This is a genomic window from Streptomyces sp. NPDC031670 (genome assembly GCF_055580545.1).
In genome coordinates, this window is sequence record NZ_JBVILC010000018.1 from 114,263 (window position 1) to 140,720 (window position 26,458).

A 26,458-nucleotide genomic window follows, 5' to 3' on the forward strand; every position below is an offset into this window, starting at 1 on the left:
GGCCGGGGCCTGCGGGCCGGGCCCAGGTGCCGAACGTGTCATTTTGCCGCTGAGCTCCCCTGCCGACTGATCCTCCTCTGAGCTCTGGCTCCTTGTTGACTTTCCCACCCATTTTTGGAGCCCTCGTTGTCCCTGCGTGTGTCTCTCCTCCCCGATGACGCTGTGGCCGTGGTCGGTACCGCCTGCCGTCTGCCCGGTGGCGTCAACAACATCGACGATCTGTGGGGGGTGTTGCTGACCGGTCGCGACGTGGTCGGCGAAGTGCCGGCGGACCGCTTCCCGGTCGACGATTTCGTCGACAGCGAGCGTCGCCGCCCAGGCCAGTCCTACACCGCGAGCGGCGGCTTCCTGGAGGACATCACGGGCTTCGATGCCTCGTACTTCACGGGCATCTCGCCGCGGGAGGCTTCTCGCATGGATCCACAGCAGAGGCTGCTGTTGGAGATGGCGGTCGAAGCCCTCGATGATGCCGGCCTGGACTCCGCCCGCCTGGAGGGCTCCGATACGGCTGTCTTCATCGGCTGTTCCAGCCATGACTACGGGGAACTTCAGCAATGCTCGCCGGAGTCCGGCAACGCCTACAGCGTCTCAGGTATGGCCGGGGCGATCGTCTCGAACCGGCTGTCACACTACTTCGACTGGCACGGTGAGAGCGTCACGGTCGACACGGCGTGCTCCTCCGCTCTGACCGCCCTGCATCAGGCATGCGAACACCTGCGGGCCGGGCGCTCACGGCTGGCGGTGGCCGGCGGTGTCAACGTGCTGATCAACCCGCATATCTTCGCCGGGTTCTCCGGTGCGTCGATGCTCTCGCCCACCGGCCGCTGCCGGGCGTTCTCCGCCCATGCCGATGGGTTCGTGCGCTCCGAAGGCGGCGGCCTGGTGTTGCTGAAGCGGCTGGGGGACGCGCGGGCCGACGGCGACCGGGTGCACGGCGTGATCCTGGCCAGCGGCGTCAACAACGACGGCCGCACCCCCGGACTGGCTCTGCCCAGCAGTACTGCACAGCAGGCCCTGCTGGCGGAGACCTACGGGAGCGCGGGTCTGGTACCGGATGATGTCGCCTACCTGGAGGCTCACGGCACCGGCACGCCGGCGGGTGATCCGCTCGAGTGTGAGGCCATCGGCCGGGCCCTGGGGGTGGGCCGGAGCCTGGGCGCACTACCGATCGGGTCGGTGAAGAGCAACCTCGGGCACCTGGAGGCCGCCTCCGGCATGGCCGGCCTGCTCAAGGCACTGCTGGTCCTCAAGCACCGGCAGATCCCGCCCACCTTGCACGCCGAAGACCTCAATCCCGCCATCGACTTCGCCGGTCTGGGCGTACGGCCGGTGACCCGTACTGAGCCGCTGGCCCATACGGGCCTGCCGCTGGCCGGGGTGAACTCCTTCGGCTTCGGCGGCGCCAACGCCCACCTGGTGCTGGCCGCCGACTCCCTCACCCGCCCTGGCCCTGCGGCCACTCGTCCCGGGACGGGCGGCCGGCTTCCGGTGATGGTCTCCGCCCGCACCGCGCAAGCCCTGCGGGTAGCGGCCGAACAGATGGCACACCATCTGCAGTTCACCGGGGAAGACGACTTCTACGACCTTTCCTACACCTCCACCGCGCGGCGCCGCCACCATGAGCACCGCGCCGCAGTCGTGGCCGGCAACCCGCAGGAGGCGGCCGACGCCCTGTTCGCCCTCGCCAACGGGCAGGACGACGCAGAAGCCGTGACATCGGTGGCGGGCGCGCCGGGCAAGGTGGCGTTCATCTTCAGCGGCAACGGCTCGCAATGGGCGGGCATGGGCGCCGGCCTGCTCGCCCAGGAACCTGTCTTCCAGGCCGCCGTAAGGGCCGTCGACGCTGAGCTGCGGCCCCGCCTGGGCTGGTCGGTGTGGGAAGAGTTGGCGGAGGGCTCTCCGCGGCTGGCGCGTACCGAGGTGGCACAGCCGCTGCTGTTCGCGGTACAGGTGGGCGTGGTGCGGATGCTGGAGGACTTCGGCATCGAGCCGGACGCGGTGGTGGGGCACAGCGTCGGCGAGATCGCCGCCGCTCATGTCACCGGCAGCCTGGATCTGGCTCAGGCGTGCACGGTGCTGGCCGCGCGCAGCCAGGCGCAGGCGACAACGGCGGGCACCGGCCGCATGGCCGCTGTCGGCCTGCCGGTGGCGGACGCCGTCAAGGAGCTGTTCGCCTATCACGGGCGGATCGAGCTGGCCGGTGTCAACAGCGACAGTGACGTCACCGTCGCCGGGCACCGCGAAGCGTTGGCGGAGTTGGGGCGGCAGTTGAGCGGGCGGGAGGTCTTCTTCCGGGAGCTGGACCTCGACTACGCCTTCCACAGCAGTGCCATGAACGGCATCGAAGACCAGGTGAGGGACGCCCTGGCGAGCCTGCGTCCGGGCGCGCACCGGCGGCTGTTCGCCTCAACCGTCACCGGTGGCCTGCTGGACGGACGGCACCTGGATGCCGGCTACTGGTGGCGCAACGTACGGGAACCGGTGCTCTTCGCGGACGCTGTTCGCGCCCTGGCTGCTGAAGGATGCACCCGGTTCGTGGAGATCGGCCCGCACCCTGTGCTGGCCCCGTATCTCCGCCGTCTGCTGCCGGCCGGCTCAGCGCTGCCCACGCTCCGCCGCGACGACACCGGGGCGTCGGCAGTGCGCCGGACAGCGACCTCGCTGACGGCGGCCGGCGCGCAGCCCGGCAAACGCTGTTTCCCGCGCCCCGGGCGACTGGTGTCACTGCCGGGCTATCCGTGGCAGCGTGAGCGGCACTGGAACGGCACGGCCGACTGGTGGGCCGGCGTGCCGCAGGACAAAACTGTCGTGCACCCGCTGCTGGGCCGACGGGCGGCGGTCGCCGAGCCCGCCTGGCACCAGACGGTCAGTGCCTCGCGCTTGTCGTGGCTGAAAGACCATCAGGTCGACGGCGGTGTGATCATGCCTGCCACCGCCTACGTCGAAGCCGCCCTCGCAGCCGGCCATCAAGCCCTGGGTGCCCGATGCGAAGTGACCGACCTGGACATCGTCCGCCCCCTTGTCCTTCCCCGTGAGGACGACCCGGGCGTCCTCACCGTGCAGACCTCCCTGTCCGCGGAGGACGGCATCGTCCAGTTCGCCTCCCGTAACGGGGCAGACGGAGAGTGGACACTCCACGCCCGCAGCCGGGTACGGCGACTGGTCAGTCCCACTCCCCGGGCCCTGAGCACGGCCCCTGCCGATGAGGGTGAGAACACCGTACGGATCGACGCCGCTGTCCACTACGAGCGAGCTGCCCGCGCCGGACTGGTCTACGGGCCCGCCTTCCAGGTGCTGACCGGCTTACAGCTGAGCGAGAGTGAGGTCCGGGCCACCTACACACTGCCCGCCACAGCCGCCGGCTCCCAGGACGCGTTCCAGGCACACCCCGTACTCCTGGACGGCGCGCTTCAGGCTGCCGCACCCCTGCTCGCCCGCGCCGCAGGGGGCCGCATGTTCCTGCCCATCGCCATGGAGGCCGTCCGCGTCTGGCAGCGGCCGGGCGCGCGGGGCATCGTGCACGTACGACTTCGCGAACTGTCCGGCTCCGACGCCGTCGTCCATGTCACCGTGGCCGAACAGGACGGTGGCGTTACCGCGGAGATGGTCGGCTGTCGCCTGCGCGCGGTGACTGGGGTCGGCCGGGACCTGCAACAGCTGACCACGGTGCTGAGGGCCGTACCCCGTTCCGGCCGACCCGCTCTTGGTCCCGTGCCACTGCCACTGCCCGACTGGCAGGTCGCAGCAACCGCCGAGGAGCGGGCCTTGCTGGAACAGCAGCAACCCAATGACTACGGCGCTTTCGCACCGATGGCGAAAGCGGCTGCCAGTCACTGGGCGGCTGCCGGGCTCGCCAAGCTGATGCCCGGCGTCCAAGAGTTCGGCACGGAGGAACTGCTGGCTTCCGGAGTCCGCCCGCATTACATGGCCTACGTGCAGTTGGCGGCCGGCATGGCCGTCCGGGCCGGGCTTCTGGAGGAGATGCCAGGCACGCCCGGGACCAGGCGGTGGCGGTTCACGGATGTTGCGACTGACGCGCTGCACCACACGCGGATGTGGGCGCAGCAATGCCCCCAGTGGGTGACTGCTATCGCCGTCCATACCCGGTTCCACACGCACCTGACCGACATCCTCACCGGCCGCACCGACGCGCGCGAACTGCTGTTCACCGAGTCCGACCGGCACCTGGTCGACGGCTTCTACGCCGACACCCCGCAAATGCGCTTGCACACCCACTACGTACGCAGTGTGCTGAGTACGGCACTGGCGTCGTGGCCGGCCGGCCGGCCGCTTCGCATCCTCGAGGTCGGTGCCGGGACCGGCAGCCTGACCAGAGCCCTGCTGCCCGTCCTGCCGCCGGAGTTGACCCGCTACACCTACAGCGACGTCTCCCCGGCATTCTTTCCCCGCGCTCAGACCCGCTTCGCAGACATCGATTTCCTCGACTACCGCGTCTTCGACCTGAACCACGACCCTGGCGAACAGGGCCTTGAGCCGGCCAGTTACGACCTCGTCCTCGCCTCCAACGTGCTGCACGCCACCAACGACTTGCGAGCCACTCTTGAACGCGTTGCCTCGTTGTTGGAGGAAGGCGGACAGTTGCTGGCCATCGAGAGCCACGACGACGACATCATCGGGCCCTGCTTCGGGCTGCTGGAGGAGTACTGGTCCTTCACGGACACCGATCTGCGCACCAGCCCGCTGCTGCGCAGGCAAGAGTGGGCGCCGCTGCTGGGCCGGTGCGGTTTCGACGAGGTAGCCGATATCGGCAGCAACTGCGTGGAGGCGGCAGCGGACTACTCCCTGCTTCTGGCCCGTCGCGGACCCCTCACCACGACGACCTCGACCATCACGCCGCAATCGCAACCTTCGACGGAACCGGGCGCCAGGCGGGAGAGCTGGGACATCATCGCGGAGGATCCCAGCAGTGACCTGGCCGACGCTCTGGCCGGCGAACTGTCCGCAGCGGGAGAACCTGCCCGTGTCGTCGTGCCGCCAGGTGACCTTTGGGCAGCCGGCGCCTTGGATGTCGGGGCGCGGATCGTCGTGCTGCTGTCGGGCCGTGAGAGCGAGCCGGCGACCTCAGCGGTGACCCGCGCTGCCGGCCTGCTCAGGGTAGTGGCGGGCGCATGCACTGCCTCCGGGGCGGACGACACCCAGGTCTGGCTGGTCACCGGGCCGACCGGGCTGTTCCCCGCACCAGAGGTACCGGGGGAACCGACCGCTGCCGCACTCTGGGGCATCGGACGGGTCCTGGCCAACGAGCACCCCTCCCTGACCGTCCGGCGCATCAGCCTGGACCCTTCCGGCGTCGCGACCGCAGACGCGAGCCGACTGGTCGCCGAACTCATGGATCCGCCTGCGGACGACGAGATCGTCCTCGGGCGCCTGGGACGGTTCGTGCCCCGCCTGCACCCTGTCCCCTCCACCACCAGCCCGGCGGGCCCGGGGGACCCCTACCGTCTTGAGCTGAGCCGGCCGGGACGCGGACGTCGACTGACGTGGACTGCCCAGACGCCCCAGAGCGCCGGGCCGGGCGAAATCGTCATCCAGGTCAAAGCGGCAGCACTCAACTACCGCGATCTCATGCTCGCCGAGGGCATGCTCCCGCCGGGCGCGGAACCCGCCACCGCCACCGGGCCCCAGCTCGGCCTGGAATGCGCCGGTGACGTGATCGCCGTCGGCCCCGGGGTGAGCAACCTGGCGGTGGGTGACCGGGTGTTCGCGTTCGGCCACGGCACTCTCGCCTCGCACGTACGGGTCCGCACCGAACAGACCGGGCTCATCCCCACCGGCATGACCTACAACCAGGCCGCCACGCTGCCCGCGGTCCACCTGACCGTGCAGCACAGTCTGGAGACCTGCGCGCGCCTCACCACCGGCGAAACCATGCTGGTCCATGGCGGGGCAGGCGGGATCGGTCTGGCCGCCCTGCAGTACGCCCGGCACCTCGGTGCGACCGTGATCGCCACGGCTGGTAGCCCGGCCAAACGCGATCTGCTGCGGATGCTCGGCGCCGCCCACGTGTTCAACTCTCGGGACCTGACCTTCGCCGACGACGTCCGTGAGGTCACCGACGGCCGTGGGGTCGACGTCGTGCTGAACTCCCTGGCGGGCGAAGCCATGGCCCGCAGCCTGGAGTGCCTGCGACCGGGCGGGCGCTTCGTCGAACTCGGCAAGCGCGACATCTACGCCAACCACCCGCTCCTGCTAGGCCCCTTCCGCAACAACCTGGCCTACTTCGGCGTCGACATCACCCGCCTGCTCGCCGACACACCCGACGAAGCGGCTGCGGCCTTCCGCACCGTCACCGATCGTGTTTCGGCCGGCATCTGCCGACCGCTTCCCCACCAGAGTTATCCGGCACCGCGCATCGATGATGCCCTCGCCGCTCTGCGTCACTCCCGGCACCTGGGCAAGGTCGTCATCTCCTTCACCTCCAGCTCCCCCGTCCGTCTCGAACAGCCCGACGTCCCCAAACCGCTGGAGAGTACGGGGACCTATCTCATCAGCGGCGGACTGAGCGGGCTGGGCGCGGCCACCGCCCGGCACTTGGCCGCGCGCGGCGCCCGCCATCTTGCGCTCATCGGCCGCCGCGGCGCTGGCTCACCAGAAGCGCCCGCACTGCTGGCAGACCTGGAGCGGATGGGCGTGCGCGCACAGGCACACGCGGCGGACATCACCGATCCGGACAGTGTGCGCACCATCTTCCAGCAGGCAGACGCCTGCGGTCGGCCGGTCCGCGGCGTCATCCACGCCGTCCTGCACCTGGACGACGGACCTCTGGAAGACCTCACCGCGGAACGTTTCGAAAGCGTGCTCGCGCCCAAGGTGTGCGGCGCGGAGATCCTCCATCAGCTCACCAGCGACCGTGAACTGGATTTCTTCGTCACCTACTCCTCCCTCACCGCCCTGGTCGGCAACCTCCACCAATCCCCTTACGTCGCCGCCAACCTCCACCTGGAATCCCTCATGCGCACCCGCCGGAACCTCGGGCTGCCCGGCCTGGCACTCGCGTGGGGCGGCATCAGTGACACCGGCTACGTCGCCCGTACCCAACTGGAAGACACCATCGTCCGCTCAGGGCTCAGCCTCATCAGCCCCGAGACGGCCCTGGCTGCCCTCGACCGGCACCTGAGCCGCGGCACCGTGACGGCAACTGTCGGCGTGATGGACTGGGAACGCCTCAGCCAACTCCTCCCGGCCCTGACCGTGCCGCGCTTCACCGCACAACTGCGCCACCTCAGCGACCGCGCCCGCCACACGGCAGCCCGCGACCTGCGTCGGCGCCTGAACGCAGCCGACAACGACCAAGCACGCCTGGACCTGATCACAGAAGCACTCACCGACATCGCAGCCCACATCCTGCAGACCACCCCAGACCGCATCAACCCGGCCGCCAACCTCACCGACCTCGGCCTGGACTCCCTCATGGGCGCCGAACTCAAGGTCCTCCTGCAGGAGACCTTCGGCTGCGAATTGCCCCTGATGGAACTCATGGCCGCCGGCACCCTCAACGGACTGGCCCAACGACTGCACCGCACCCTGCACCCCACCTCCCAGCCGTAACCAGCACCGACGCCGGGGCAACCCCTGACATAGGGGTTGCCCCGGCGCATCGCTGGACCTCGGTGCACCACGCTCATCGCCGGGGCCGGCCCGCTCGCCGCCGCCACCGCCGGCGGCCTGGTCCTTCTCCTCGACGTCCGGGCCACCCTCGCCGTCGGCGTGCTCCTCCAGGTCATTCCCGTCGCCCTGCTGCTCGCCTCCCCCATCCGCTCGCTGCGCGAGATCCCGGTCCGCGCGGCCGTGCCGCCCGGCCGCCCGCCCGCCCGCCCGCCCGCGAAGGAGCCTGATGACACATCCACTCCAGGTAACGTTGAACTTACCTGCCGTTAACGTCCGTACGGATAAGCTGCGTTCAGCAGGGCGGCTGGCACCGAAGCCGTGAGTCCGTTGCATGCCCGACTCTTGACTTGAGGAGCCGAGTAGTGGCACGAACACGAACGGTGCAGCTCTTTCTGGCGGCGCTGGCCGCAGTCCTGCTTGCTCTCCAGCTGTTCGCCCACGGCGCCCCAGCCGTCGCGGCCAACGCACCCGAACCTACCGCAGCCGTCGGGCAAGCCTCGCTGGGCGAGGATCCCGTCGACCCGGAGGATCTCTGCGGGCACTACCGGAACCGCGACCGACGGCAGCAAGAAAATCTGCTCGCGGTCGCGGCAACCCACGGCATGGCGCCGTCCACCGCTGTGCCTGCCGCCGTAGACGCGGACGCCTCCCCTGCAGCGCTGCCGTACGAGCAGAGAGCCCCCGGCAGCAGATCTCGCGCGGCGCTGCAGATCTTCCGCTGCTGAGCTGAGCGGCCCCCGAGCGAGCCACCACATCCGGCACCGTGTACGGCCGGGCATCCGCCCTGCGCGTACAGCGGTTCCGGACGCCCTGTGCCGCCGCACGCCTCGCGCCTGCGGTCGCCACGCGCCGTCGCGCTCGCCCGCCCCATGCCCCTCTTCCCGAATCCCTGTCACACCGACGCGCCCCCACAGCGTGCCAGGAGGAGTCACCACGTCATGCAGCCCCTCATCGACAACGCCCGTACCTTCGGACAGCGCCCTGAGGAGTTCGCTCACCTCGCCGAGGGACAGTCCCCGCAGGTCCTGTTCATCACCTGCGCCGACTCGCGGGTCGTCCCGGCACTGATCACAGGTGCCCGCCCCGGTGAGCTCTTCGAGCTGCGCACCGCGGGCAACATCGTCCCGCCGTATGCCTCCGAGCACCCCACCAGCGAGGCGGCCACCATCGAGTACGCCGTGGAGGTCCTCGGCGTCGACGACATCGTGGTCTGCGGCCACTCCCACTGCGGCGCCATCGGCGCGCTGGTGCGCGGCGACGACCTGGACGCCGTGCCGGCCGTGCGCGACTGGCTGACGAACGCCGTGGACCAGCCCAAGTGCTCCGACTCCGCCGACCCGACCGTCGCCGAACCCGTCCAGAACCACGTCCTCGCCCAGTTGCTGCGACTGCGGTCGTACCCGTGCGTCGCCAAGCGCCTGGAAGCGGGTGAACTGCGTCTGCGCGGCTGGTACTACGAGGTCCACACCGGCGTGGTTCTGGAGCACCGCGAGGGCTCCGACACGTTCGAGACGCTCTGAGGGGGCTGACGACCATGCTGTCGAATTTGTCGAAGTTCCCTTATCTGAGGCAGGACTTCCTTGCCTCCATCGTCGTCTTCCTGGTAGCCGTGCCGCTGTGCGTCGGCGTCGCGGTCGCCTCCGGCGTGCCCGCGGAGCTGGGCCTTGTCACCGGCATCGTGGGTGGTCTCCTCACCGGGTTCCTGCCCGGCAGCAGCCTTCAGGTGTCGGGTCCGGCCGCGGGCCTGACCGTGCTGGTCTTCGAGGCCGTCAGCGAGTTCGGGGTGGCCACACTCGGCGTGATCGTGCTGTTCGCCGGACTGCTCCAGCTCGCCATGGGCTTCCTCAGGGTCGGCCGGTGGTTCAGGGCGATCTCCGTCGCCGTCGTCGAGGGCATGCTCTGCGGCATCGGCCTCGTCATCATCGCCGGTCAGATCTACGCGGCGGCGGGCATGAAGGCTCCGAAGACCGGTATCGGCAAGGTCGCGGGCCTGCCCGGGGCGTTCACGGACGCGCTCGGCAGCGCCGAGGCCCTGGCCTCCCTCGCGATCGGTGCGGGCACCATCGCGGTCATCGTGCTGTGGAAGAAGACGCCGAAGGCCATGCGGTCCGTGCCCGGCGCTCTCGCGGCGGTGGTCCTGGCCACGGTCGTCTCCCTCGCCTTCGGCCTGCCCGTTGCCACCGTCCAGGTGGAAGGTCTCCTCGGCGTCGTCCAGCTGCCGGGGGCCGAGGCGTTCGGCGAGCTGGCCAACCCGGCCATCTGGGGCACCGTCATCGCTTTCGCGCTGATCGCCTCCGCGGAGAGCCTGTTCAGCGCGGCGGCTGTGGACCGGCTGCACGACGGTCCCCGTACCCAGTACGACAAGGAAATGATCGCCCAGGGCGCGGGCAACACCGTGTGCGGTCTGCTCGGCGCGCTGCCGATGACCGCGGTGATCGTGCGCAGCTCCGCCAACGTGGGCGCGGGCGCCAAGACCAAGGCCTCCCGGGTGCTGCACGGCGTGTGGCTGCTGCTGTTCGCCGCCGCGATGCCGTGGGCCCTGGCGCTGATCCCGACCCCGGCCCTCGCCGGCATCCTCGTGCACGCCGGCTGGAAACTGATCCCGTTCCGCCAGATCACCGCGCTGTGGCAGAGCCACAAGAGTGAGGCGCTGATCCTCGTCGTCACCGCCGTGTCGATCGTCGCGGTGAACATGTTCGAAGGCGTACTCATCGGACTGGCCCTGTCCGTGATCAAGACCGCCTGGGAAACCTCCAACCTCAAGATGGAGGTCGTAGACAAGGGCGCCGGACCCATCCAGGTCCACCTGTCGGGCAACGCGACCTTTCTCCGCCTGCCGAAGATACTCGACAGCCTGGAGTCGCTGCCCCAAGATCGTCCGATCGAGGTCAGCCTCTCCGGACTGCACCACCTCGACCACGCCTGCCGTACGGCCCTGGAGAACTGGGCCGAGCGGCACAGCACACCCGACACCGAACCGGTGAAGGTGGTCACGGCGAAGATCTGACACCGCCCAGCGGCCGGGCGGTGCACACCACATGTGTACCGCCCGTGGACATCGAGGTCGGACCCGCAGTGCACATAGGGGCCCGGCGATCAGTCACCGCCGGGGTCCGCTGCCGTGCAAACCGATCGGGGCTACGGCGGCTTCGCGGTGGTCGGCGCGTCGCTAAGGTCGGCGCGTCGCCCAGGTCGGCGCGTCGACGCTGGCTGGGCCGGTCGGGATCTGGCGAAGAAGTGAGCTGAGAGCCGCTCCCCACACGCTACCCAGTCCCATGTACGCGGCGCCGACTGAGGCAGTCGAAGGCCCCGGGGTGGACATGGCCGCGATATGCAGGCGCTCTTGTGCTTCGTCGCGGCGGTCGTTCCTCGCCCAGGAAACCCAGGGCGGCCGGCGCCACGGCCAACTATGAGCGTCGTTCAGCAACGGCTCGGCTGGAGCTGAGGCTGGAGCGCGGGGTCTCGGCTGGGCAGCGGCTGGCTAGGCTGTACGTTATGAATCCGGCCATCACCAGCGGTGCGACCACTGCGCCCGCCATCCTTGACGCCAAGGAACTGACATCCGATCCGGAGCTGAAGGCCCGGTTTGCGGAGTCGGCCTACCAGATCCTGGCGGAACTGGTCAGTGGAGGTGCCGCGCTGGGCTGGGTCGAGCCTCCCTCACGGGATGACGTGACCGAACTTCTTGGCTCCGTCGTTTCCGGGGTGCGGGCCGGGGATGCGGCCCTGCGTGCCGCTTACCTCGACGGTCGGCTCGTCGGGTTGGGGTACTGGCGGCGCTACGCCCGACCGACCCATCGACCACACGCCGACCTGGAGAAAATCGCGGTAGACGCTGCTGTCCAAGGTCGTGGTGTCGGCCGGGCGCTGACCTCTGCCTTGGTCACCGACGCACGGGAGGCGGGTATCGAGGTCCTCACCCTGGACGCCCGTGGCGACAACACCAGTGCCCTGCACCTCTACCGGACACTGGGCTTCACCGAATACGGCCGTCTTGCCGACTTCGTCGCCGTCGGGGCACACCGCTACGACAAGGTCTTCTACATGCTGGACTTCCGCCGGCAAAGCTGACCACTGTCACATAGTACGAGTGCGCATACGGGGTTTCTTTCCTTCACCGCAGGGTCAGGTCCACAGGGTGCGCAGGGCGCCGTTGACGCCGTGTGCAACGCCAGTGAATCCAGGTCTTGATGGCTCGCACAGCCTGGCCGCCACTCCCCCACCGGCCGGTCCCGTCGTCCAGGGCATGCACTTGCGTACCCGCAAGGGCCACTCCCACATCGGCTGATTCTTCGCCACCAGCGCATGGGAAGGGTCACCCTGCGACGGACTCCGCCCTCAGAAGGAATGTCGGGCCCCGCAACAGCGTTGGTGCCGGACAGTCGATCTATTGCTTCCAGCGCAAGTGTGGCTGGCGCGGCTGCCGGCGACCGGCCGGTTGGTGTCGCGCCGCGAGCAAGGGGGATGTCATGGGGCGGTCCGCGGTCTCTGACGACGCGAGGGCGTCGGCCGACGGGTCAGGCTGGTTCTGTGAGATGGTGCCGAGCGAGCTGACGTCGGTACCGCTCAGCGGCCGGCGCACATCAGATGTCCAAGCCCAGCACAACGGGCTGGACCTCGGCTCGGTAAGGGTTGCGGCGGTCTCGTTCTCGCGCGTATGCACGCGTCGGACGACGGCCCCCGTCCGGCGGGATGATCCCGGGTCGTATCAACTGGCCCTCGCCACCGAAGGCGCCTTCAACATCGCCCGGTTGCACAATGCGTCCGAGGTGGCGGGAGGCCTTGTCCTGACGGACACCTCACGCCCGATGGAGAACATCGGCTTCAGCGACTACGAGGCAGTCGAGGCGATCGTGCTGCAGATCCCCCGCACGATCTTGCCCCTACGGTCCACCAGGGTGGACCGCATCCTCGCGCAGCCGGGCTCCGGGCAAGCGGGAGCTGGCGGAGGGACAGCCGAGATCCTGGCCGACTTCCTGCATTCGCTGCACCGCCACGGTCCCCGGTGCAAACCCGAGGAGTTGCCCCGCCTGGGCTCAGTCGCACTCGACCTTGCCACCGCCTGCCTGGCGCAGCGACTCGGGGCCCAGGCCCGGGACGAGAGCCCGGTTCGGAAGCCGGCCGGGTTGCACGCCGAGGCGATGCTGCAGCGCGTCCTCCAGTTCATCGACGACAACCTCGACGACCGCGAGCTCACACCCCAATCCATCGCCGACCGGCACAACATGTCCCTGCGCGGCCTCTACACACTCTTTCGCGACGAGCCGGTGAGTGTCGCCGAGTCGATCCGCCGACGCCGGCTGGCCCGCTGTTACGCCGAGTTGGCCCGCCCCGAGTCGAGCCGCCGCACCGTCGAGGCCATCGCGGCCCGCTGGGGCTTCACCAGCGCCACCGTTTTCGGCCGGGCGTTCCGCAACGTGTACGGGATCACCCCCGGCGAACACCGCGCAGCCGCCCTGTCCTTGAGAGGGCGTTCGTGAGGGCCGGAATACTCAGCCGGCCACGTCCACACCTCGCACCCCTACACGGTCGGGGACACTCCGGGGCGGGCGTACTTCCCGCACTTCCGCGAGGTAACCGGATCGGCTGGCGCGTGAGGTGACGCAAGAGGGGCGAGGGGGGCGGCCCCTACAAGCCGCCGTCCTACGCCGGTGAGGGGGCACGTGGCGATGGGTACTCGCACGGGCGTCAGGCGGACGTGAAGTGGTCCCGGTGGTTGGCCAGCCACGTGGCGAAGTCCTGGAGGCCGGGATGGAGCGAGCGGACCGCGTCGAGGTCACGGGCGGCGAGAAAACGCGCTTCGCAGTCGGCGTAGAACTGGAACATGTTGCCCGCCTCGTCAGCGCCGGGGAATCCCAGGGCCCTGAAGGCGTCCGGGCTCAACGGGCGGTAGCGCACCGGGCGCCCCAGGGCCTCGGTCATCGCCGTGGCCATGTCCGTGACAGTGAGGTGCTCGCCCGCGATGCTCACCGTCGCGCCGATGTAGTCCGTAGCACCCCTGAACAGGGCGTACGCCGTCCGGCCGATGTCCTCCACCCCGATACCCGACAGCTTCTTGTCGCCCATCGGGAAGACGAACTCCAACGCGCCGTCCTCAGCGGGCTGCGGTGCGAACGCCCCGTAGAGGTTCTCCCAGTAGAACGTGGTGCGCAAGAACGTCACCGGGACGCCGGCGTCGAGGAAGAGGTGGTCGACCTCCGCCTTGCCGTCGAAGTGCGGCACCTTGAACCTGCCCTGGAGCGTGGGCATCCGGTCGTCGTCCAGGGGAATGCACTCCCGGGTGTCCTCCAGCGTCGACCACACCGCGTGCTGAACCCCGGCATGTCCGGTGGCCCGCGCGAGCGCCGCCGCCTGCGCCTGTTCATGTGCGGCGTCCATGTCCTCCCAGAAGTTGGTCACGAGATACGCCCCGTACGCGCCCCCCAGCGCGGGCGCCAGGGACTCCTCGTCGTCCAGATCGGCCCGGACCACCTGCGCTCCGAGACGCTCCAGCTTCCGGGCCGCGTCCGAATCCGGCCGCCGCGTCACCGCACGGACGGTGAACTCACTGTCCGGATCCTCCAGGATCGCCCGCGCCAGTGCCCCGCCCTGCTGTCCTGTCGCGCCGAACACGGTGACGATCCGCTTGCCGCTCATGACCTTCCCCTCTCCTGAACCCGCATCCCCACACCCGGCCGGGAGGACGCGGTGCGAACCTACGGCGCGTCAGGTGCTCCAGCGGCAGGCCACGCCGGGCGCCACACGAGCGGGACCCCATGCGGAGCATGGCTCTGTCAGGGAGAAGGTCCCCAACGGGCCCGAACGGTCGCCCCGTGCCGTCCCGGTCCTGCGCCTTCGTGGCCGCTGCCGATCAAATGCCGCAGGCGCTGCCGCCCACGCTTGACGGTGCCGGTGCATCCTGCCGCTCTGGCGCGTGTGGGCGTGAAGCCCCGGAGTGCGGCGGGTCACCGGGCGGGCACCGAGGCAGCCGGGACGAGGGAGCAAACCCCGGCCCGGCCATTACGAGACGAGGCCACAGCCCGAGAGCTGAGGCCTCGTCCCGGTGAGAGCACCGGCGTCGCAGCACCGGCGTCGGAGCACCGGCGTCGTACTCGGCGCCGAGGCCGGCAGACCCCGCTCGGTCCACTCCCTGGCGCCGCGTACACCCTCACGGGCGGGGAGGACGCGACTGCTCACTCCCCCGCCCGACACCGCCCGGTCATGCCCCGTCCTCCATGGGCGGCGCCTGCTCGAAGCGCAGGTAGCGCTCGATGGACCGGGCGAGGACCTCGTTGCCGTCGGCGGTGACGACGCGGCCCCACCAGGCGCCGTAGATCCGGTCGAAGCGGTAGCCCGCGAGCAGTTTTCCGGCGGCGCGAACGGCGTCGGGGCGTTCGGGGATGTGGTTGGCGTAGCTGTACATGATGCTGACCCAGCGGGGGTCGGGGCCGACGTTGACGATGTCGCCGGTGAACAGGGCGCCCTGGCCTGTGTTCCAGTGCATGACCGTGCTGCCCGGGAAGTGGACGCCCGGGTTGATGAGCGTCAGTTCGTCGGTCAGCCGGTGGGTCTGTCCGCTCCAGAAGCGAAGAGCGGGGTCGGGGCGGCCGACCCAGCGGCGGTCCGCCTCGTGCAGGTACACGGGGACCTCGAAGGCGTGTGCCCAGTCGACCATGGCGGAGTAGAAGTGGGGGTGGCTGATCGCGATCGCGGTGATGCCGCCGAGTTCCCGCACCTCGCGGATCATCGCGTCGTCGAGATAGGGCACGCAGTCCCACAGGATGTTGCCCGCGGCCGTGCGCAGCAGCAGGGCGCGCTGGCCGATGGCGAACTCCGGCGTGCAGCCGATGCCGATGATGTCCGGACCCTGCTCCTCGAAGCGGCCCTGGTGACCGTCGGCGCGCAACTCGGCGAGGCTGGTCCACTGCTGGCCGTCGCGTCCGACGTACTGGCGCTCGTCCAGGCAGACCGGGCAGTCGGTGCGCGGGGCGGCGTACTGCGTGCCGCAGGTGCGGCAGATGGGCAGCGTCGAACCGGTGAGGTCAGCCACGGTCGCCCCCGGCCAGCTCGGTCAGGACGTACGGGCGGCTGGGCTGCCAGCCGAGTTCGGTGAGGGCTCGCTGCCCGGACACCACCTGGTTCAGGCCCAGCGCCTCGGCGAACGGAGCGCCCACGGCCTCGGCCGCCTGCTCCAGCGACCAGGGCTCGGCCCGGCCGCCACCGCCCGCGGCGATGTCGGCGGCTGCGGCCAGTGCCGCGACCGGCACCGCCTCGTGCGCCACGCCATGCAGCACGCTGCCGGAATCGGCCTTGGTCACCGCCAGCACGAACAGGTCGGCGAGGTCGTCCACGTGCACCATCGGCCAGCGGGTCGCGGCCGAACCGACGTACCGGCCGGTGCCGTGCTCGCGCGCCCAGCCGGTCATCAGCCCCGGAATGCCACCGCCGCGGCCGTACACGATACCGGGCCGCACGACGACGGCTCGTACGTCGTCCCCGCCCGTGGCCAGCACCCGCTGCTCGATCCGGGGGCGGTAGCCGACGATGGCGATGGCGTTCGTGGGCGCGTCCTCGTCGACCGGTGCGTCGTCGGTGGCGCCGAGCACCCAGACGCCGCTGGTGTAGACGAAGGCCCGTCCGGAGCCGCGCAGCCGCTCGGTCAGCGCGTCCACGGCCGCCGCGTCCACCGACTCGTCGCCGGTCGGCGTGGCGAGGTTGATCACCGCGTCGATGTCGTCGGTGACGGCGGCCCGCAGCGAGGCCGGGTCGGTCAGGTCGCCCACCACCATCGGTGCCTCGGCCGGCGGCCGGCTCGCGTCCTTCACGAAGTGGACCACCTGGTGGCCCTCCGCCGTCAGCCGCCGCACCACGGCCGACCCGATGTATCCGGTGGAACCCAGGACGAGTACCTTCACGTCCAATCCCCTTTGTTCGTTGTTCGTTCTTTGTTGTTCGTTGTTCGCTGTTGGTTCAGTGGAGGTGGTGTCACTCGCCTCACCTGCGGAAACAGAATTTAGGCGCGTCCGGCGCGCGACAGTCGACGCACCGTGCAGGATCGTTCGACTGCGCGTGCAGAGCCGGAGCCCAGCGCAAGGCGGCGGTACTCCCCGGGGGTGAGGCCGTAGGCCTGGCGGAAGGCGCGGCCGAAGACGGTGGCGTTGGCAAGGCCCCAGCGAACGGCGATGGCCTGGATGGGCAGCGCGCGCAGCTCCGGCCGGGCGAGATCGGCGCGGCAGCGCTCGAGGCGGCGGGTCCGGATGAAGGCGGCGACACCCTCGGGCTCGTCCCCGAACAGCGCGTAAAGGCCGCGCAGCGAGATGGTGTGGTGGTCGGCGACCGCGCCCCGATCTCGGCGTGGAAGTCACTCGCCCGATCGGTTTTGATCTCGACGGGCAACAGGTCCGTGGACACCGTCTCGCTGAACCATTCGAACCTCTCGCCCACCGGTACCTCACGGCCGGATGCCCGTGCCCACAGCCGGTTTCCACTCACAGACATTGATGTCTCCCCCGATGTGATCTTCGTGAACGTTGATATGCCGGACCAGGAGGTCTGCGGCGTGTCGGAGACCCGTCCCCGCTGCGTCCCTGATGGGGGCAGGGCCCGGCGCCGCGGACCTTCCCGGGCGGACGGCCCCGTGCGTTCACGCCGCCACGAGAGGCCTTCCCCGGGCGACCGTGTCGCGCAGCAACTTCCCGGCCACCGCCGTTCCGTCCGTGCGGATCGTGACCGCCATGGCGTCCGCTCGTGCCCGGGTCCCGGGGTTCAGGGCTCTCCTGAGCGCGACCGACAGGGACTTGTACGTCAGCCTCGGCCCGTCGTGCCCCGCGCCGATGCCGAGGTCAACCACCCGGCTCGCCCAGTACGACTCGTCCGCCGTCCGCGCCACCACCACCTGCGGCACACCGGCCAGGGCGGCCGTCGTCGTGGTACCCGCGTCCCCGTGGTGCACGACGACGGCTACCCGGGGGAAGAGTGCCTGCGGGTTGACCTCACCGACAGCGAAACAGTGGCCCCGACCGTCGGTCACCACCAGGTCGGACCAGCCGCGGCCGACGACGGCCCGGCGGCCCTGGGCGCGGATCGCCTCGACAACGGCCCGAACGCCCTGGGCGTCGCCCTCGCACACGGGCAGGCTCCCGAAGCCCACGTACACCGGTGGTGTGCCGGCCTTCAGAAACGCCTCCAGGCCGGCCGGGAGCGGGCGGTTGTCCGGCCGTATCCACGCACCGGTCCGCACCACGTCGAGATCTGCCGACCGCGGCCACGGACTCAGAGCAGCGTCCGCCGCCAGCCACGGACGCCCGGTCAGGACGTGATCGCGGACATCGTCCACCGGCCGCAGGCCGATCGCCGCCCGGTGGCTGTTGATCCCCTCACCGAACAACGTATTCAGGTGCTCGCCGTTCAGGTCCCACAGCACCTGGTTGTCTATCGCCCCCGGCGGGACCGGCCGCTCCGGATACGCCAGTGGCGGGTGGTGCGGCGACGGCAGGTGGGTCGGAGAGCAGGTGACGAACACATAGGGGACGCCCAGTTTCTCGGCGACCGCCCGCGCGGCGGCTGCCGCCGGGAGCGGGCCGGTGGTCACCACGACGTCGCATCCATCGGCCGCCGCGGCGACCGAGTCGTACGTCGCGGCGACCATCCGGGCCACGCACACGGAGGGGCTTTCCGCCGTCCGGTCCTCGTCCTCCGCCGTTCTCGTCACCGCGACGGTCGGCATCGCGGGCAGCGACTGACCGAGCGGCACCCAGGGGATGCCGGTCCCGTCCCCCAGTTCCGCGAAGTCCGGTGGGGCACATACCCGCACCTCCGCACCGCATGCCCGTAGAGCCGTGCCCAGCGCGAGCACCGGCTCCGCGTCTTCGCGTGAACCTTGCGCCACCAACAACACGCGCACGTCAGGACCTCCTTTGCTTTCAGTGGATTTCGGCCCCGGCAGACGGGAGGTCGCCGGTGGGCTTGCCGTACCGAGCGACTCGACGATCAACCCTTCCCGTACGAGTACGAGGGTCACGCCTCGGACCGAGTCGGCCGGTCCGTCGCCGAAGCGGAACCGCCAGCGGACCGCCGCTCGTTCGCCGGTGATGACGACGACCTGCGGGTCGAACCGGCCCGACCCGCAGGACCTGGACCGGCCCCGGCCTCGGGGTCGCCGTTTCATCGCGTCTCCCGCTGCGAGCCGGTCCCCCCGCATCCGTGGCGACGGGAGCGGGAACCGCGTGTGCGGCGGCGCGACTGACGTGCTCCCATGCCGCCCAGATGTCCATGCGCCGTTGCTGGTGCGGTGGGTGGCGCGGACGTTCCGCTGTGAGGCCGCCACGGCGAGGAAGTTGCCGAGGATGCTGACGACGCCGAGCAGGAGCGGGCCGATCGCGCGTTCACCGATCCCGCCAGCGGTGCGGAGGACCGGGCTGACGAAGGTGTAGGCGGCGAAGTGGCCGCCGACCAGGGGGAACGTGGAGAGGACGGCGGGGCGCACCACGGGGCCGGGTAACTGCTGCGGCAGCGTACGCAGTTGGACGCCCTACTGGGCGGGCTTGGGAGGCAGCGGGGCGGACCGGGCCACCAGGACGACGCGACCCAGTGTGCCCGCGGTCACGAAGGCTGTGCGCCAGTCCGCGAGCCCGCCGATCGGCGTCCCGGCCGGGACGCCGAGTCCATTGGCTGCCATCGCGCCACCGAAGACGAGGGAGACGGCCCGCGGCACGGACCGTTCCGCCACCAGCCGCCCGGCGAGGCCCGCGGCGCGCGTCCAGAAGCCGCCGATGCTGATTCCGACGAGGAAGCGCGAGCCCAGCAGGACGACCAAGTCGGGCGCCACGGCCGACAGCCCGTTGGCCGGCACCATCAGGCCGATCAGGGCGGCCCGCCGGGCGAGCCGGCCGATCACCACCGGGAACAGTGCCGCCAAGACGGAGGCGAACAGGCCTGGGAACGTCACCATCGACCCGGCGGTCCCCTCGGACACGTCGAGGGCCTCCCCGATGAAGGGGAGCAGCCCGACGGGCAGGGATTCGACGGTCACGAGGGCGAACGTCCCGACTGGGCATGGCGACGAATGCGAGCCATCTGGTGAGCGGTACCCGCTCGTCGTCGTGCGCGGCGGGTCTTGCCACGGTGTCCGCGATGGTCATGAGTGTGCTCCGGTCGACAGGGTCCGGTCCGCCTCGAAGGCGTCGTGATCGATGGATTCGGCTTCACAGGTGACAGTCAGCGGCCGGTGGACGGTGCCGGACGGCGACCTGCGGGCGAAGGCGCTGATCGCCGCCAACCCGGTCAGCGGGTCGCCGTGTGGAAGGGTCCACACGGCCTCCTGGCCGCACAGCTCCGTGAACGCATCCGGCAGTCCGTTCTGCCGGACGTACTCGACCTGGGCGACGAGCTGGGCGACGGCTCGTACGTCCTCCTGCGGAACGGCGACGCCGGCGACGAGCGGCTCCATGAAGTTTCTCCTCCACGCTCCAGCGGCCCGAGCGGACCGTCTGGCGGTGCGTTGTCATCGGTGCGGACACCGCAGAGGTGACTCGGTCACCGGCAGCGGCTCCGGCCCGGTGTCGATCCTTCAGCGTCTCGCCGCGCTCATCAATGCCGAAGATCAGCAGGATCCGATAACTCAGGCTTATGACGGGGGTCGGCTACACGTGGGCCCGCGACATCGAGATATTCCTGACGCTGGCGGAGGGACTGCACTTCGGCCGTGCGGCTGCACGGCTGCACCTCACGCAGGCACGTGTCAGTCAGGCGATCGGCCGCCAGGAACGCAGACTCGGGGCCTGTTGTTGGACCGCTCCAACCGCCGCTAATCCGTCGACGCCGCTCGGCGGCCAGTTGCGTACCGACCTGTTGCCGGTCTACGCCGACCTGTTGCCGGTCTACGCCAATCTGCGCGACAGCCTCGAACGCGCCCGGCCCGGATGAGCCTGTCCGGTGCGCTCAGCCTCCTGGTGAAGGAACGTCGGTACGACTCGGGTCGCATTCCTCCTGCGTACGCCCGTCCTCGACGGCTTCGCCGCGATCTCCCTCCGGTCGGCGGGCCGGCCGAACAATCGGCGGCAACCTGGCAACGGCGGCAACCTTCTCGTCGCCCGCGGCCACTGAGTAGGGGAACACCGGCTCGCTCTTCCGAACGGATGCACATGAAAGAGACACGTCAGGCCGCGCGACAGCGCAGGCGCAGGAGAAGGCTGACCGTGGCCACCACTACCGGGCTGGTCATCACCGGTCTTCTCGTCGGCTTGGTCATGGCTGTTCAGCGGGGCCGTCATGACCATCACGGGACCACCGGGCGGGACACCGCTGTCGCCGACTCCCGGGGCCCCCTGTCGCCCATCTCGCCGACTTCACCGGGCTCCAAGCTCTCCCCCACTCCCCCGGCGGGCCCCTCCGCGAGCTCGTCGGCCGGTGCCAAAACCCCGACGCCGGACGGCGCTCCGTCCCGGACCGCGTCCCCGACCACGTCTGCGCCGCCATCGGCCGCCCCTCGCAGCCCTGCCACCTCACCCCTCGCCGGACGGATTCGGCCCCGGAGCACCTACCGGGGAGTCGCCACTGTCTACCGGGCCGGCGTCGGGGACGGCGCGTGCTCCTACGGCGCGAGCGGCGACATGATGATCGCGGCGATGAACACCACCGACTACGAGACGTCCAGGGCCTGCGGCGCGTACGTGCTCGTCCGTGCGGCGAACGGCGCCTCCGTCACGGTACGGATCACCAACGAGTGCCCTCTGCCCTGCGCACCGGGCCAACTCGACCTCAGCGAGCAGGCCTTCGCCAAACTGGCACCCGTCTCGACCGGCCGGCTGACGATCACCTGGAGCCTGTTGAGCCCCGGCACACCGGGCACGATATCCATCCGCTACAAGAACGGTTCCAACCCCTACTGGTGCGGCATTCAGGCCATCGGCCACCGAAATCCGCTCGCACGGCTCGAAGTCCGCACAAAAAGCGGCTGGCAGCAACTGGCCCGCACCGGCTACAACTACTTCCTCTCCCCCGACGGCAACGGATGCGGCGGCCCCGTAAGGATCACCGACATCTACGGAGAACGACTGACGGTCAACGGGATCGCCCTGCGGCCGGGAGCGGTGCAGCCCACGCAAGTCCAGTTCGCACAGCATTGATCCCATGCGTTCATCCAGCGGAGGGCCGGCCCCTCACTACCGGAGCCCGCGAACAGCGCACCCAGCTCAGTGCGCTACCAATTCGCTCTCGGCTCGCTCCCCCGTGGCTCACGCAGAGAGCGTCCGGCAGCCGCGCGGGTGGGTAGCGGGTGGGTAGGTGGGGTCAGGCACTCCGCTTCTGCGGGTGCAGGTCGAAGGTGATGTGCGGGGCGAGCGCGTGCAGGAAGTCCGGGGCGTCGAAGATCTCACCTGCGGAGGCGACGCCGGTGGTCGCGGTGCGGCCGGTCAGGACGCGCTCCAGGGCCTCGGCGACCAGGGGTGCGGTGACAGCGTAAATGTCCTGGCCGCTGGCGGTGGCCCGGCGCTCGGCTCCACCCGAGCGTACGACGGCGTCGACGAGGAAGGTCTGGTCCGAGCGCCCGCTCCTGTCCGTGGGGGTCGGAGCGGGTGTGTGGGGGGCGGCGATGTCACGGACCGCCTCGGCGGTCATGTAGGTGGTCACATCGGGGATGGACAGGTGCTGGGGGACGGTGACGACGTCCGCCATCGTGAACTCCCCGATCACCTGCCGGGGCCCGATCGGGTCCGGGAAGGACCACTCCAGGGTGGGGGTTTGGTCCATGCGGCGCTCCCACTGCCCGCCGCGGTAGCGCAGCCGGTGGTCGCCCCGCCGCTCGCGGGAGACCGCGCCCGAGAGCCGGGTGCCGGCGGTGGGGTGCCAGCTGCTGAGGGCGTAGGCGATATGGGCCTCGTCGGCTTCGGTCCAGTCCCCCATCGCCGCGGTGGCCAGCAGGTCGCCGAGACCGCCGAAGAAGGCCATGGCCGGCACGATCACCGCTCCCGCGTCCCGGGCCCGCTCGCGGTAGTGGGCGAAGGTATCGAGATTCGCCTCCAGTTCGGCGGCTACGTCCAGGTACGGGATGCCCGCGCGCAGCGCCGCCTCGATGACGGGGCCGGTGGTCGAGGCGAAGGGGCCGGCGCAGTTGATGACCGCCACCGTTCCCGCCAGAGCCCGGTCCAGCGAAGCCGGTTCCTCGACCGACGCGATCCGGGCCTCCATCCCGTGCTCGTCGGCCAGTTCCCGCAAAGACCGCGCGTTGCGCCCGGACGGTACCGGGACGAACCCGCGTGCGGCCAGTTCCGCGACCACGAACCGCCCCGTGTGACCGTACGCACCGAAGACCGCCACCAGTTGACCCGACCCCATGAGACTGCTCCCCTGTACTCGAACGTCCGCTGCGATGTCGGTCCGCTGCGGCCTTACACGCCCATCCTGTCCCCGAGGGGGCACCCTGCACGAGCGTCGGAAACGACACGCAGCGCACAGTTTCGGACCTGCCCACTGTCGCGTCGCCCGTCACCGAACGCATGCTCCACGAGGAACTGTCCGTGGGCGTCGAGACCTTCGGGTCCGACCTGACCCAGGCGGTGGATCCCTGGTACGACTTCTCCCTCTGCGGACGCGGCCCGGTTCGGGTCGGCCGCTTCCGCGTTGAACCCGACACCGGACTCGACCGCCTCGCGCACGCGGCCACAGTGACGTCCCCGGCCGGGCGGCGGAGAGCAACCGTCCGGGCGACGGGCTCGGGCATGCTCCGCACGGAGTCACGGCCCACCCACATGGCCGCTCGCGCATACATGTTGACACTCCGGACCCGGCACTCCAGACTCCCTGATGGGAGCGCTCCCAAAAGCTCGACTGGGCTTCGTCTACGGCGAGTTGAGGAGTTTCGCCGTCGGCCGCACGACACAGTCGTCGGCCGCAGCGTTACGCCTCGCCGGCACCGGCAGGTGAGAGCCGGCTCCCACAGCGCGGCCGTTTCCATCCCCCACCGAAGGCCGCGGCACTTCCGGCGGTACGTACCGATCGCACGCTTCGGCGCCGCGGACCGTACCGCCCGTGCTGCCGGCTGTTGAGAAGGAGACCATGCGTACGACACACAAGGCAGCCACCCTGGCGGCATTCGCGGTGCTGCTGGCAAGCGCCGGGACGGCTCAGGGTGACGACACCGGGCCCGGTCGATCGATACGGGCAGCCGGTGCTTCCGCGGGCCCGGCGATCACGGTGGACGCCACCACCGGGCGGCACGCCATCGACCCCCACATCTACGGCCTGAACTTCCCCGACGAGGCACTGGCCAAAGAACTGCGTCTGCCGACGGGTCGCTGGGGCGGCAACGCCACGTCCCGTTACAACTACAAGCTGGACGCCTACAACGCCGGGTCCGACTGGTATTTCGAGGACCTGCACTACAACAACGACACCGCGGCCCTGCCCGCCGGATCGCAAGCCGACAAGTTCGTCGAGCAGAACCGCAGGACCGGCACCGACACGCTGATGACCGTGCCGATGACCGGCTGGACGGCGGCGGACCGCGACGACCGCTGCGGATTCAGCATCGCCAAGTACGGCCCCCAGCAGGACACCGACGCGCAGTGGCGACCGGACTGCGGCAACGGCAAGAAGCCCGACGGCACCCTGATCAAGGGCAACGATCCGGCCGAGACCAGCACGCCCGCGGGCCCGGACTTCGTCAAGGGCTGGGTGCAGTACCTCAAAAGCACCTACGGCGCCGCGGGCAGCGGTGGCGTGCGCTTCTACGACCTGGACAACGAACCCGACCTCTGGTCCGGCACGCACCGCGACGTCCATCCCGCGGGGGCGGGCTACGACGAACTGCGCGACAGCACCTACGCCACCGCCGCAGCGGTCAAGGACGCCGACCCCAGCGCGCAGACCCTCGGCCCGGTCGGCTGGGGCTTCAACTCGCTGATCTACTCCGGCCTGGACCAGCAGGTGTGCGGCGAGCAGGGAGGCAGTTGCTGGTCCAACCCGCCGGACACCGCCGCCCACGGCGGCGTGCAGTTCGCGCCGTGGTACCTGCGGAAGATGCAGGAGTACCAGCAGGCGCACGGACGCCGGATCCTGGACTACTTCGACGAGCACATCTACCCGCAGCAGTCCGGTGTGTCCGGCAGTGCGGACGACGCGGCGACGCAGGCCCTGCGACTGCGTTCCACCCGGCAGTTGTGGGATCCCTCCTACGTCGACGAGAGCTGGATCAACCAGCCGATCCAGTTCATCCCGCGTATGCGCTCGCTGGTCGACCAGAACTACCCGGGTACGAAGCTGGCCATCTCGGAGTACAACTGGGGCGCGCTGGACCACATCGACGGCGGCATCGCCGAGGCGGACGTGCTGGGGATCTTCGGGCGTCAGGGGCTGGACCTGGCCACCTTGTGGTCACCGCCGAAGGCGACCGACCCCGGAGCGTACGCCTTCCGCATGTTCCTCAACTACGACGGCCACGGCGCCACCTTCGGCGACACCTCCGTCCGGGCCGCGAGCGCCGACCAGGACAAGCTGTCGGTGTACGCGGCCGAGCGCAGCGGCGACCACGCCACCACGGTCATGGTGATCAACAAGACCACCGGCGACCTGACCGCACCCGTTTCCGTGACCGGCAGCACCGCGCTCCCGGCAGCGGCGCAGGTCTACCGCTACGGCCAGGCCGAGCCCAACGCCATCCAGCACCCGGCCGATCAGCCGCTGAGCGCCGGCTCCTTCACCGCGACCTTCCCGGCTTACTCCATCACCGAGTACGTCATTCCCGCCGGCTCGGCCCAGGCCACCCCGCCTTCGGCACCCGGCACTCCCACGGCCTCCGCGACCGGTTCCGACCGCGTGAAGCTGACCTGGCCGGCCGCCACACCCGGGACCTCACCGCTGGCGGACTACCGTGTGTACGCCGGTGACCCGGCCGCCACGGCGCCGCTGGCCACCGTCCCCGCGTCGACGACCACCGCCACGGTCACCGGTCTGACTCCGGCCACCACCTATACCTTCCGCGTCGTGGCCACCGACACCGGGGGCCGCAGCTCGCCCCCGTCGGCTTCGCTACAGGTCACCACCGGCCCGGCCACGACAAGCGGTTGCACCGTCGCCTATCAGGTCGGCAACGACTGGGGCACCGGCTTCACCGCGAACGTGAAGATCACCAACCAGGCCGCACCGGTCAACGGCTGGAGCCTCGGATTCACCTTCGCCGACAAGCAGAAGGTCACCCAGGGCTGGAACGGCACCTGGTCGCAGACCGGCGCCACGGTCACCGTCAAGGACGCCGGCTGGAACGCGTCCCTGCCCACGGGCGGTTCCACCACCATCGGCTTCAACGGCGCCTACTCGGGCGCCAACACGGCGCCCAGCACCTTCACCCTCAACGGCACCCCTTGCACCACCGCAGGCACCGCGGCAGCAGCCGCCCCCTCCCCGGCCGTCGGGCACGCGCCCGCACGCAACGCCTCCCACTGACCCACCAGGCACAGGCTCGGCCGACCCCGAGAGCAGGGGTCGGCCGGGCTCCGCTCGTACTACCGCAATACCGCAGGTTGCGGGGACACAGCCAGGTGTCCGGGTCGCCCGGGCCTGTCATGAGGTCCCGGCGCAGTTGGGCGGATTCCGCGCCGACGGTCGGCGCCGAGGGGCGCCGCCGTCCTGACGCATCGCCGGCCACCGGCCCCGCAGAGCTGGAGGCGCAGGTCCCACTGCGGTCTCCGCGGGGCCGGTGCGGCGTACACGTACCCTGCATCAGACCCGATACGCCCCATCCGTCCCCACCAGTTGGAGCGGAATGTCTCCGCCCACACGACGTGGGGGGGGGGGGGGGGGGGGGGGGGGGGGAAGGGAGAAACGGACAAACCGAGGGGCATTCTATCCACAGAAG

General features: G+C 70.2%; 18 protein-coding genes and 1 pseudogene. 11 read left to right on the plus strand and 8 right to left on the minus strand.

Annotated elements, in window-relative coordinates; translation table 11 throughout:
- Positions 1-168: 168 nt before the first annotated feature.
- The 7 genes from ACZ5ID_RS28400 (at position 169) to ACZ5ID_RS28430 (ending at position 13,109) form a co-directional block, all read left to right on the plus strand.
- Positions 169-7,569 (plus strand): SDR family NAD(P)-dependent oxidoreductase, encoded by a 7,401-nt coding sequence (locus tag ACZ5ID_RS28400; protein WP_468903435.1) that lies wholly within the window; start codon positions 169-171, stop codon positions 7,567-7,569.
- A gap of 36 nt (positions 7,570-7,605) precedes the next feature.
- On the plus strand, positions 7,606-7,899 hold the full coding sequence (locus tag ACZ5ID_RS28405; protein ID WP_468903437.1) for a hypothetical protein: 294 nt from the start codon (positions 7,606-7,608) through the stop codon (positions 7,897-7,899).
- Between the two features lie 92 nt (positions 7,900-7,991).
- Positions 7,992-8,354 carry a hypothetical protein gene (locus ACZ5ID_RS28410; RefSeq protein ID WP_468903440.1) on the plus strand — a complete coding sequence of 121 codons (363 nt, stop codon included), beginning with the start codon at positions 7,992-7,994 and terminating at the stop codon, positions 8,352-8,354.
- Positions 8,355-8,567: 213 nt separating this feature from the next.
- Positions 8,568-9,149 carry a carbonic anhydrase gene (locus ACZ5ID_RS28415; protein ID WP_468903443.1) on the plus strand — a complete coding sequence of 194 codons (582 nt, stop codon included), beginning with the start codon at positions 8,568-8,570 and terminating at the stop codon, positions 9,147-9,149.
- A 14-nt stretch (positions 9,150-9,163) separates the two neighbouring features.
- Positions 9,164-10,636 carry a SulP family inorganic anion transporter gene (locus tag ACZ5ID_RS28420; RefSeq protein ID WP_468903445.1) on the plus strand — a complete coding sequence of 491 codons (1,473 nt, stop codon included), beginning with the start codon at positions 9,164-9,166 and terminating at the stop codon, positions 10,634-10,636.
- A 488-nt stretch (positions 10,637-11,124) separates the two neighbouring features.
- Positions 11,125-11,700 carry a GNAT family N-acetyltransferase gene (locus ACZ5ID_RS28425; protein WP_468903448.1) on the plus strand — a complete coding sequence of 192 codons (576 nt, stop codon included), beginning with the start codon at positions 11,125-11,127 and terminating at the stop codon, positions 11,698-11,700.
- Positions 11,701-12,164: 464 nt separating this feature from the next.
- A complete protein-coding gene (locus ACZ5ID_RS28430) occupies positions 12,165-13,109 on the plus strand; it encodes a helix-turn-helix domain-containing protein (protein ID WP_468903450.1) in 945 nt (314 codons plus the stop codon).
- 208 nt (positions 13,110-13,317) lie between these two features.
- On the opposite strand, the gene ACZ5ID_RS28435 is transcribed toward ACZ5ID_RS28430, so the two are convergent.
- The 7 genes from ACZ5ID_RS28435 to ACZ5ID_RS28465 all read right to left on the minus strand — a co-directional run bounded on the left by ACZ5ID_RS28435 (position 13,318) and on the right by ACZ5ID_RS28465 (position 20,056).
- On the minus strand, positions 13,318-14,265 hold the full coding sequence (locus ACZ5ID_RS28435) for an NmrA/HSCARG family protein (protein ID WP_468903452.1): 948 nt from the start codon (positions 14,263-14,265) through the stop codon (positions 13,318-13,320).
- A gap of 562 nt (positions 14,266-14,827) precedes the next feature.
- Positions 14,828-15,658, minus strand: coding sequence for an MBL fold metallo-hydrolase (locus ACZ5ID_RS28440; protein WP_468903454.1), 831 nt, complete (start codon positions 15,656-15,658; stop codon positions 14,828-14,830).
- Positions 15,651-16,523 carry an NAD-dependent epimerase/dehydratase family protein gene (locus ACZ5ID_RS28445; protein WP_468903456.1) on the minus strand — a complete coding sequence of 291 codons (873 nt, stop codon included), beginning with the start codon at positions 16,521-16,523 and terminating at the stop codon, positions 15,651-15,653. The genes ACZ5ID_RS28440 and ACZ5ID_RS28445 overlap by 8 nt, the downstream gene beginning before the upstream one ends.
- A gap of 98 nt (positions 16,524-16,621) precedes the next feature.
- Positions 16,622-16,927 carry a helix-turn-helix domain-containing protein gene (locus ACZ5ID_RS28450; RefSeq protein WP_468903474.1) on the minus strand — a complete coding sequence of 102 codons (306 nt, stop codon included), beginning with the start codon at positions 16,925-16,927 and terminating at the stop codon, positions 16,622-16,624.
- Positions 16,928-17,251: 324 nt separating this feature from the next.
- A complete protein-coding gene (locus ACZ5ID_RS28455; RefSeq protein WP_468903458.1) occupies positions 17,252-18,511 on the minus strand; it encodes a glycosyltransferase in 1,260 nt (419 codons plus the stop codon).
- Between the two features lie 627 nt (positions 18,512-19,138).
- Positions 19,139-19,639 (minus strand): MFS transporter, encoded by a 501-nt coding sequence (locus ACZ5ID_RS28460; RefSeq protein ID WP_468903460.1) that lies wholly within the window; start codon positions 19,637-19,639, stop codon positions 19,139-19,141.
- A gap of 105 nt (positions 19,640-19,744) precedes the next feature.
- Complete coding sequence (locus ACZ5ID_RS28465) at positions 19,745-20,056, minus strand: nuclear transport factor 2 family protein (protein WP_468903463.1); 312 nt, start codon at positions 20,054-20,056, stop codon at positions 19,745-19,747.
- Positions 20,057-20,235: 179 nt separating this feature from the next.
- On the opposite strand from ACZ5ID_RS28465, the gene ACZ5ID_RS28470 reads away from it, so the two are divergent.
- Positions 20,236-20,532, plus strand: a complete 297-nt coding sequence (locus tag ACZ5ID_RS28470) for a helix-turn-helix domain-containing protein (RefSeq protein ID WP_468903465.1) — start codon at positions 20,236-20,238, stop codon at positions 20,530-20,532.
- Between the two features lie 323 nt (positions 20,533-20,855).
- Positions 20,856-21,734, plus strand: coding sequence for an expansin EXLX1 family cellulose-binding protein (locus ACZ5ID_RS28475; RefSeq protein WP_468903477.1), 879 nt, complete (start codon positions 20,856-20,858; stop codon positions 21,732-21,734).
- 163 nt (positions 21,735-21,897) lie between these two features.
- On the opposite strand, the gene ACZ5ID_RS28480 is transcribed toward ACZ5ID_RS28475, so the two are convergent.
- Positions 21,898-22,941: a saccharopine dehydrogenase family protein gene (locus tag ACZ5ID_RS28480; protein ID WP_468903467.1), complete on the minus strand. Its 1,044-nt coding sequence runs from the start codon at positions 22,939-22,941 to the stop codon at positions 21,898-21,900.
- A 128-nt stretch (positions 22,942-23,069) separates the two neighbouring features.
- Here ACZ5ID_RS28480 and ACZ5ID_RS28485 point away from each other — a divergent pair.
- Together ACZ5ID_RS28485 and ACZ5ID_RS28490 are read left to right on the plus strand one after the other, a co-directional pair.
- A pseudogene (locus tag ACZ5ID_RS28485) lies at positions 23,070-23,282 on the plus strand (AraC family transcriptional regulator); the annotation flags it as partial.
- Between the two features lie 379 nt (positions 23,283-23,661).
- Positions 23,662-26,046, plus strand: a complete 2,385-nt coding sequence (locus tag ACZ5ID_RS28490) for a glycoside hydrolase family 44 protein (RefSeq protein WP_468903469.1) — start codon at positions 23,662-23,664, stop codon at positions 26,044-26,046.
- Positions 26,047-26,458: the final 412 nt, after the last annotated feature.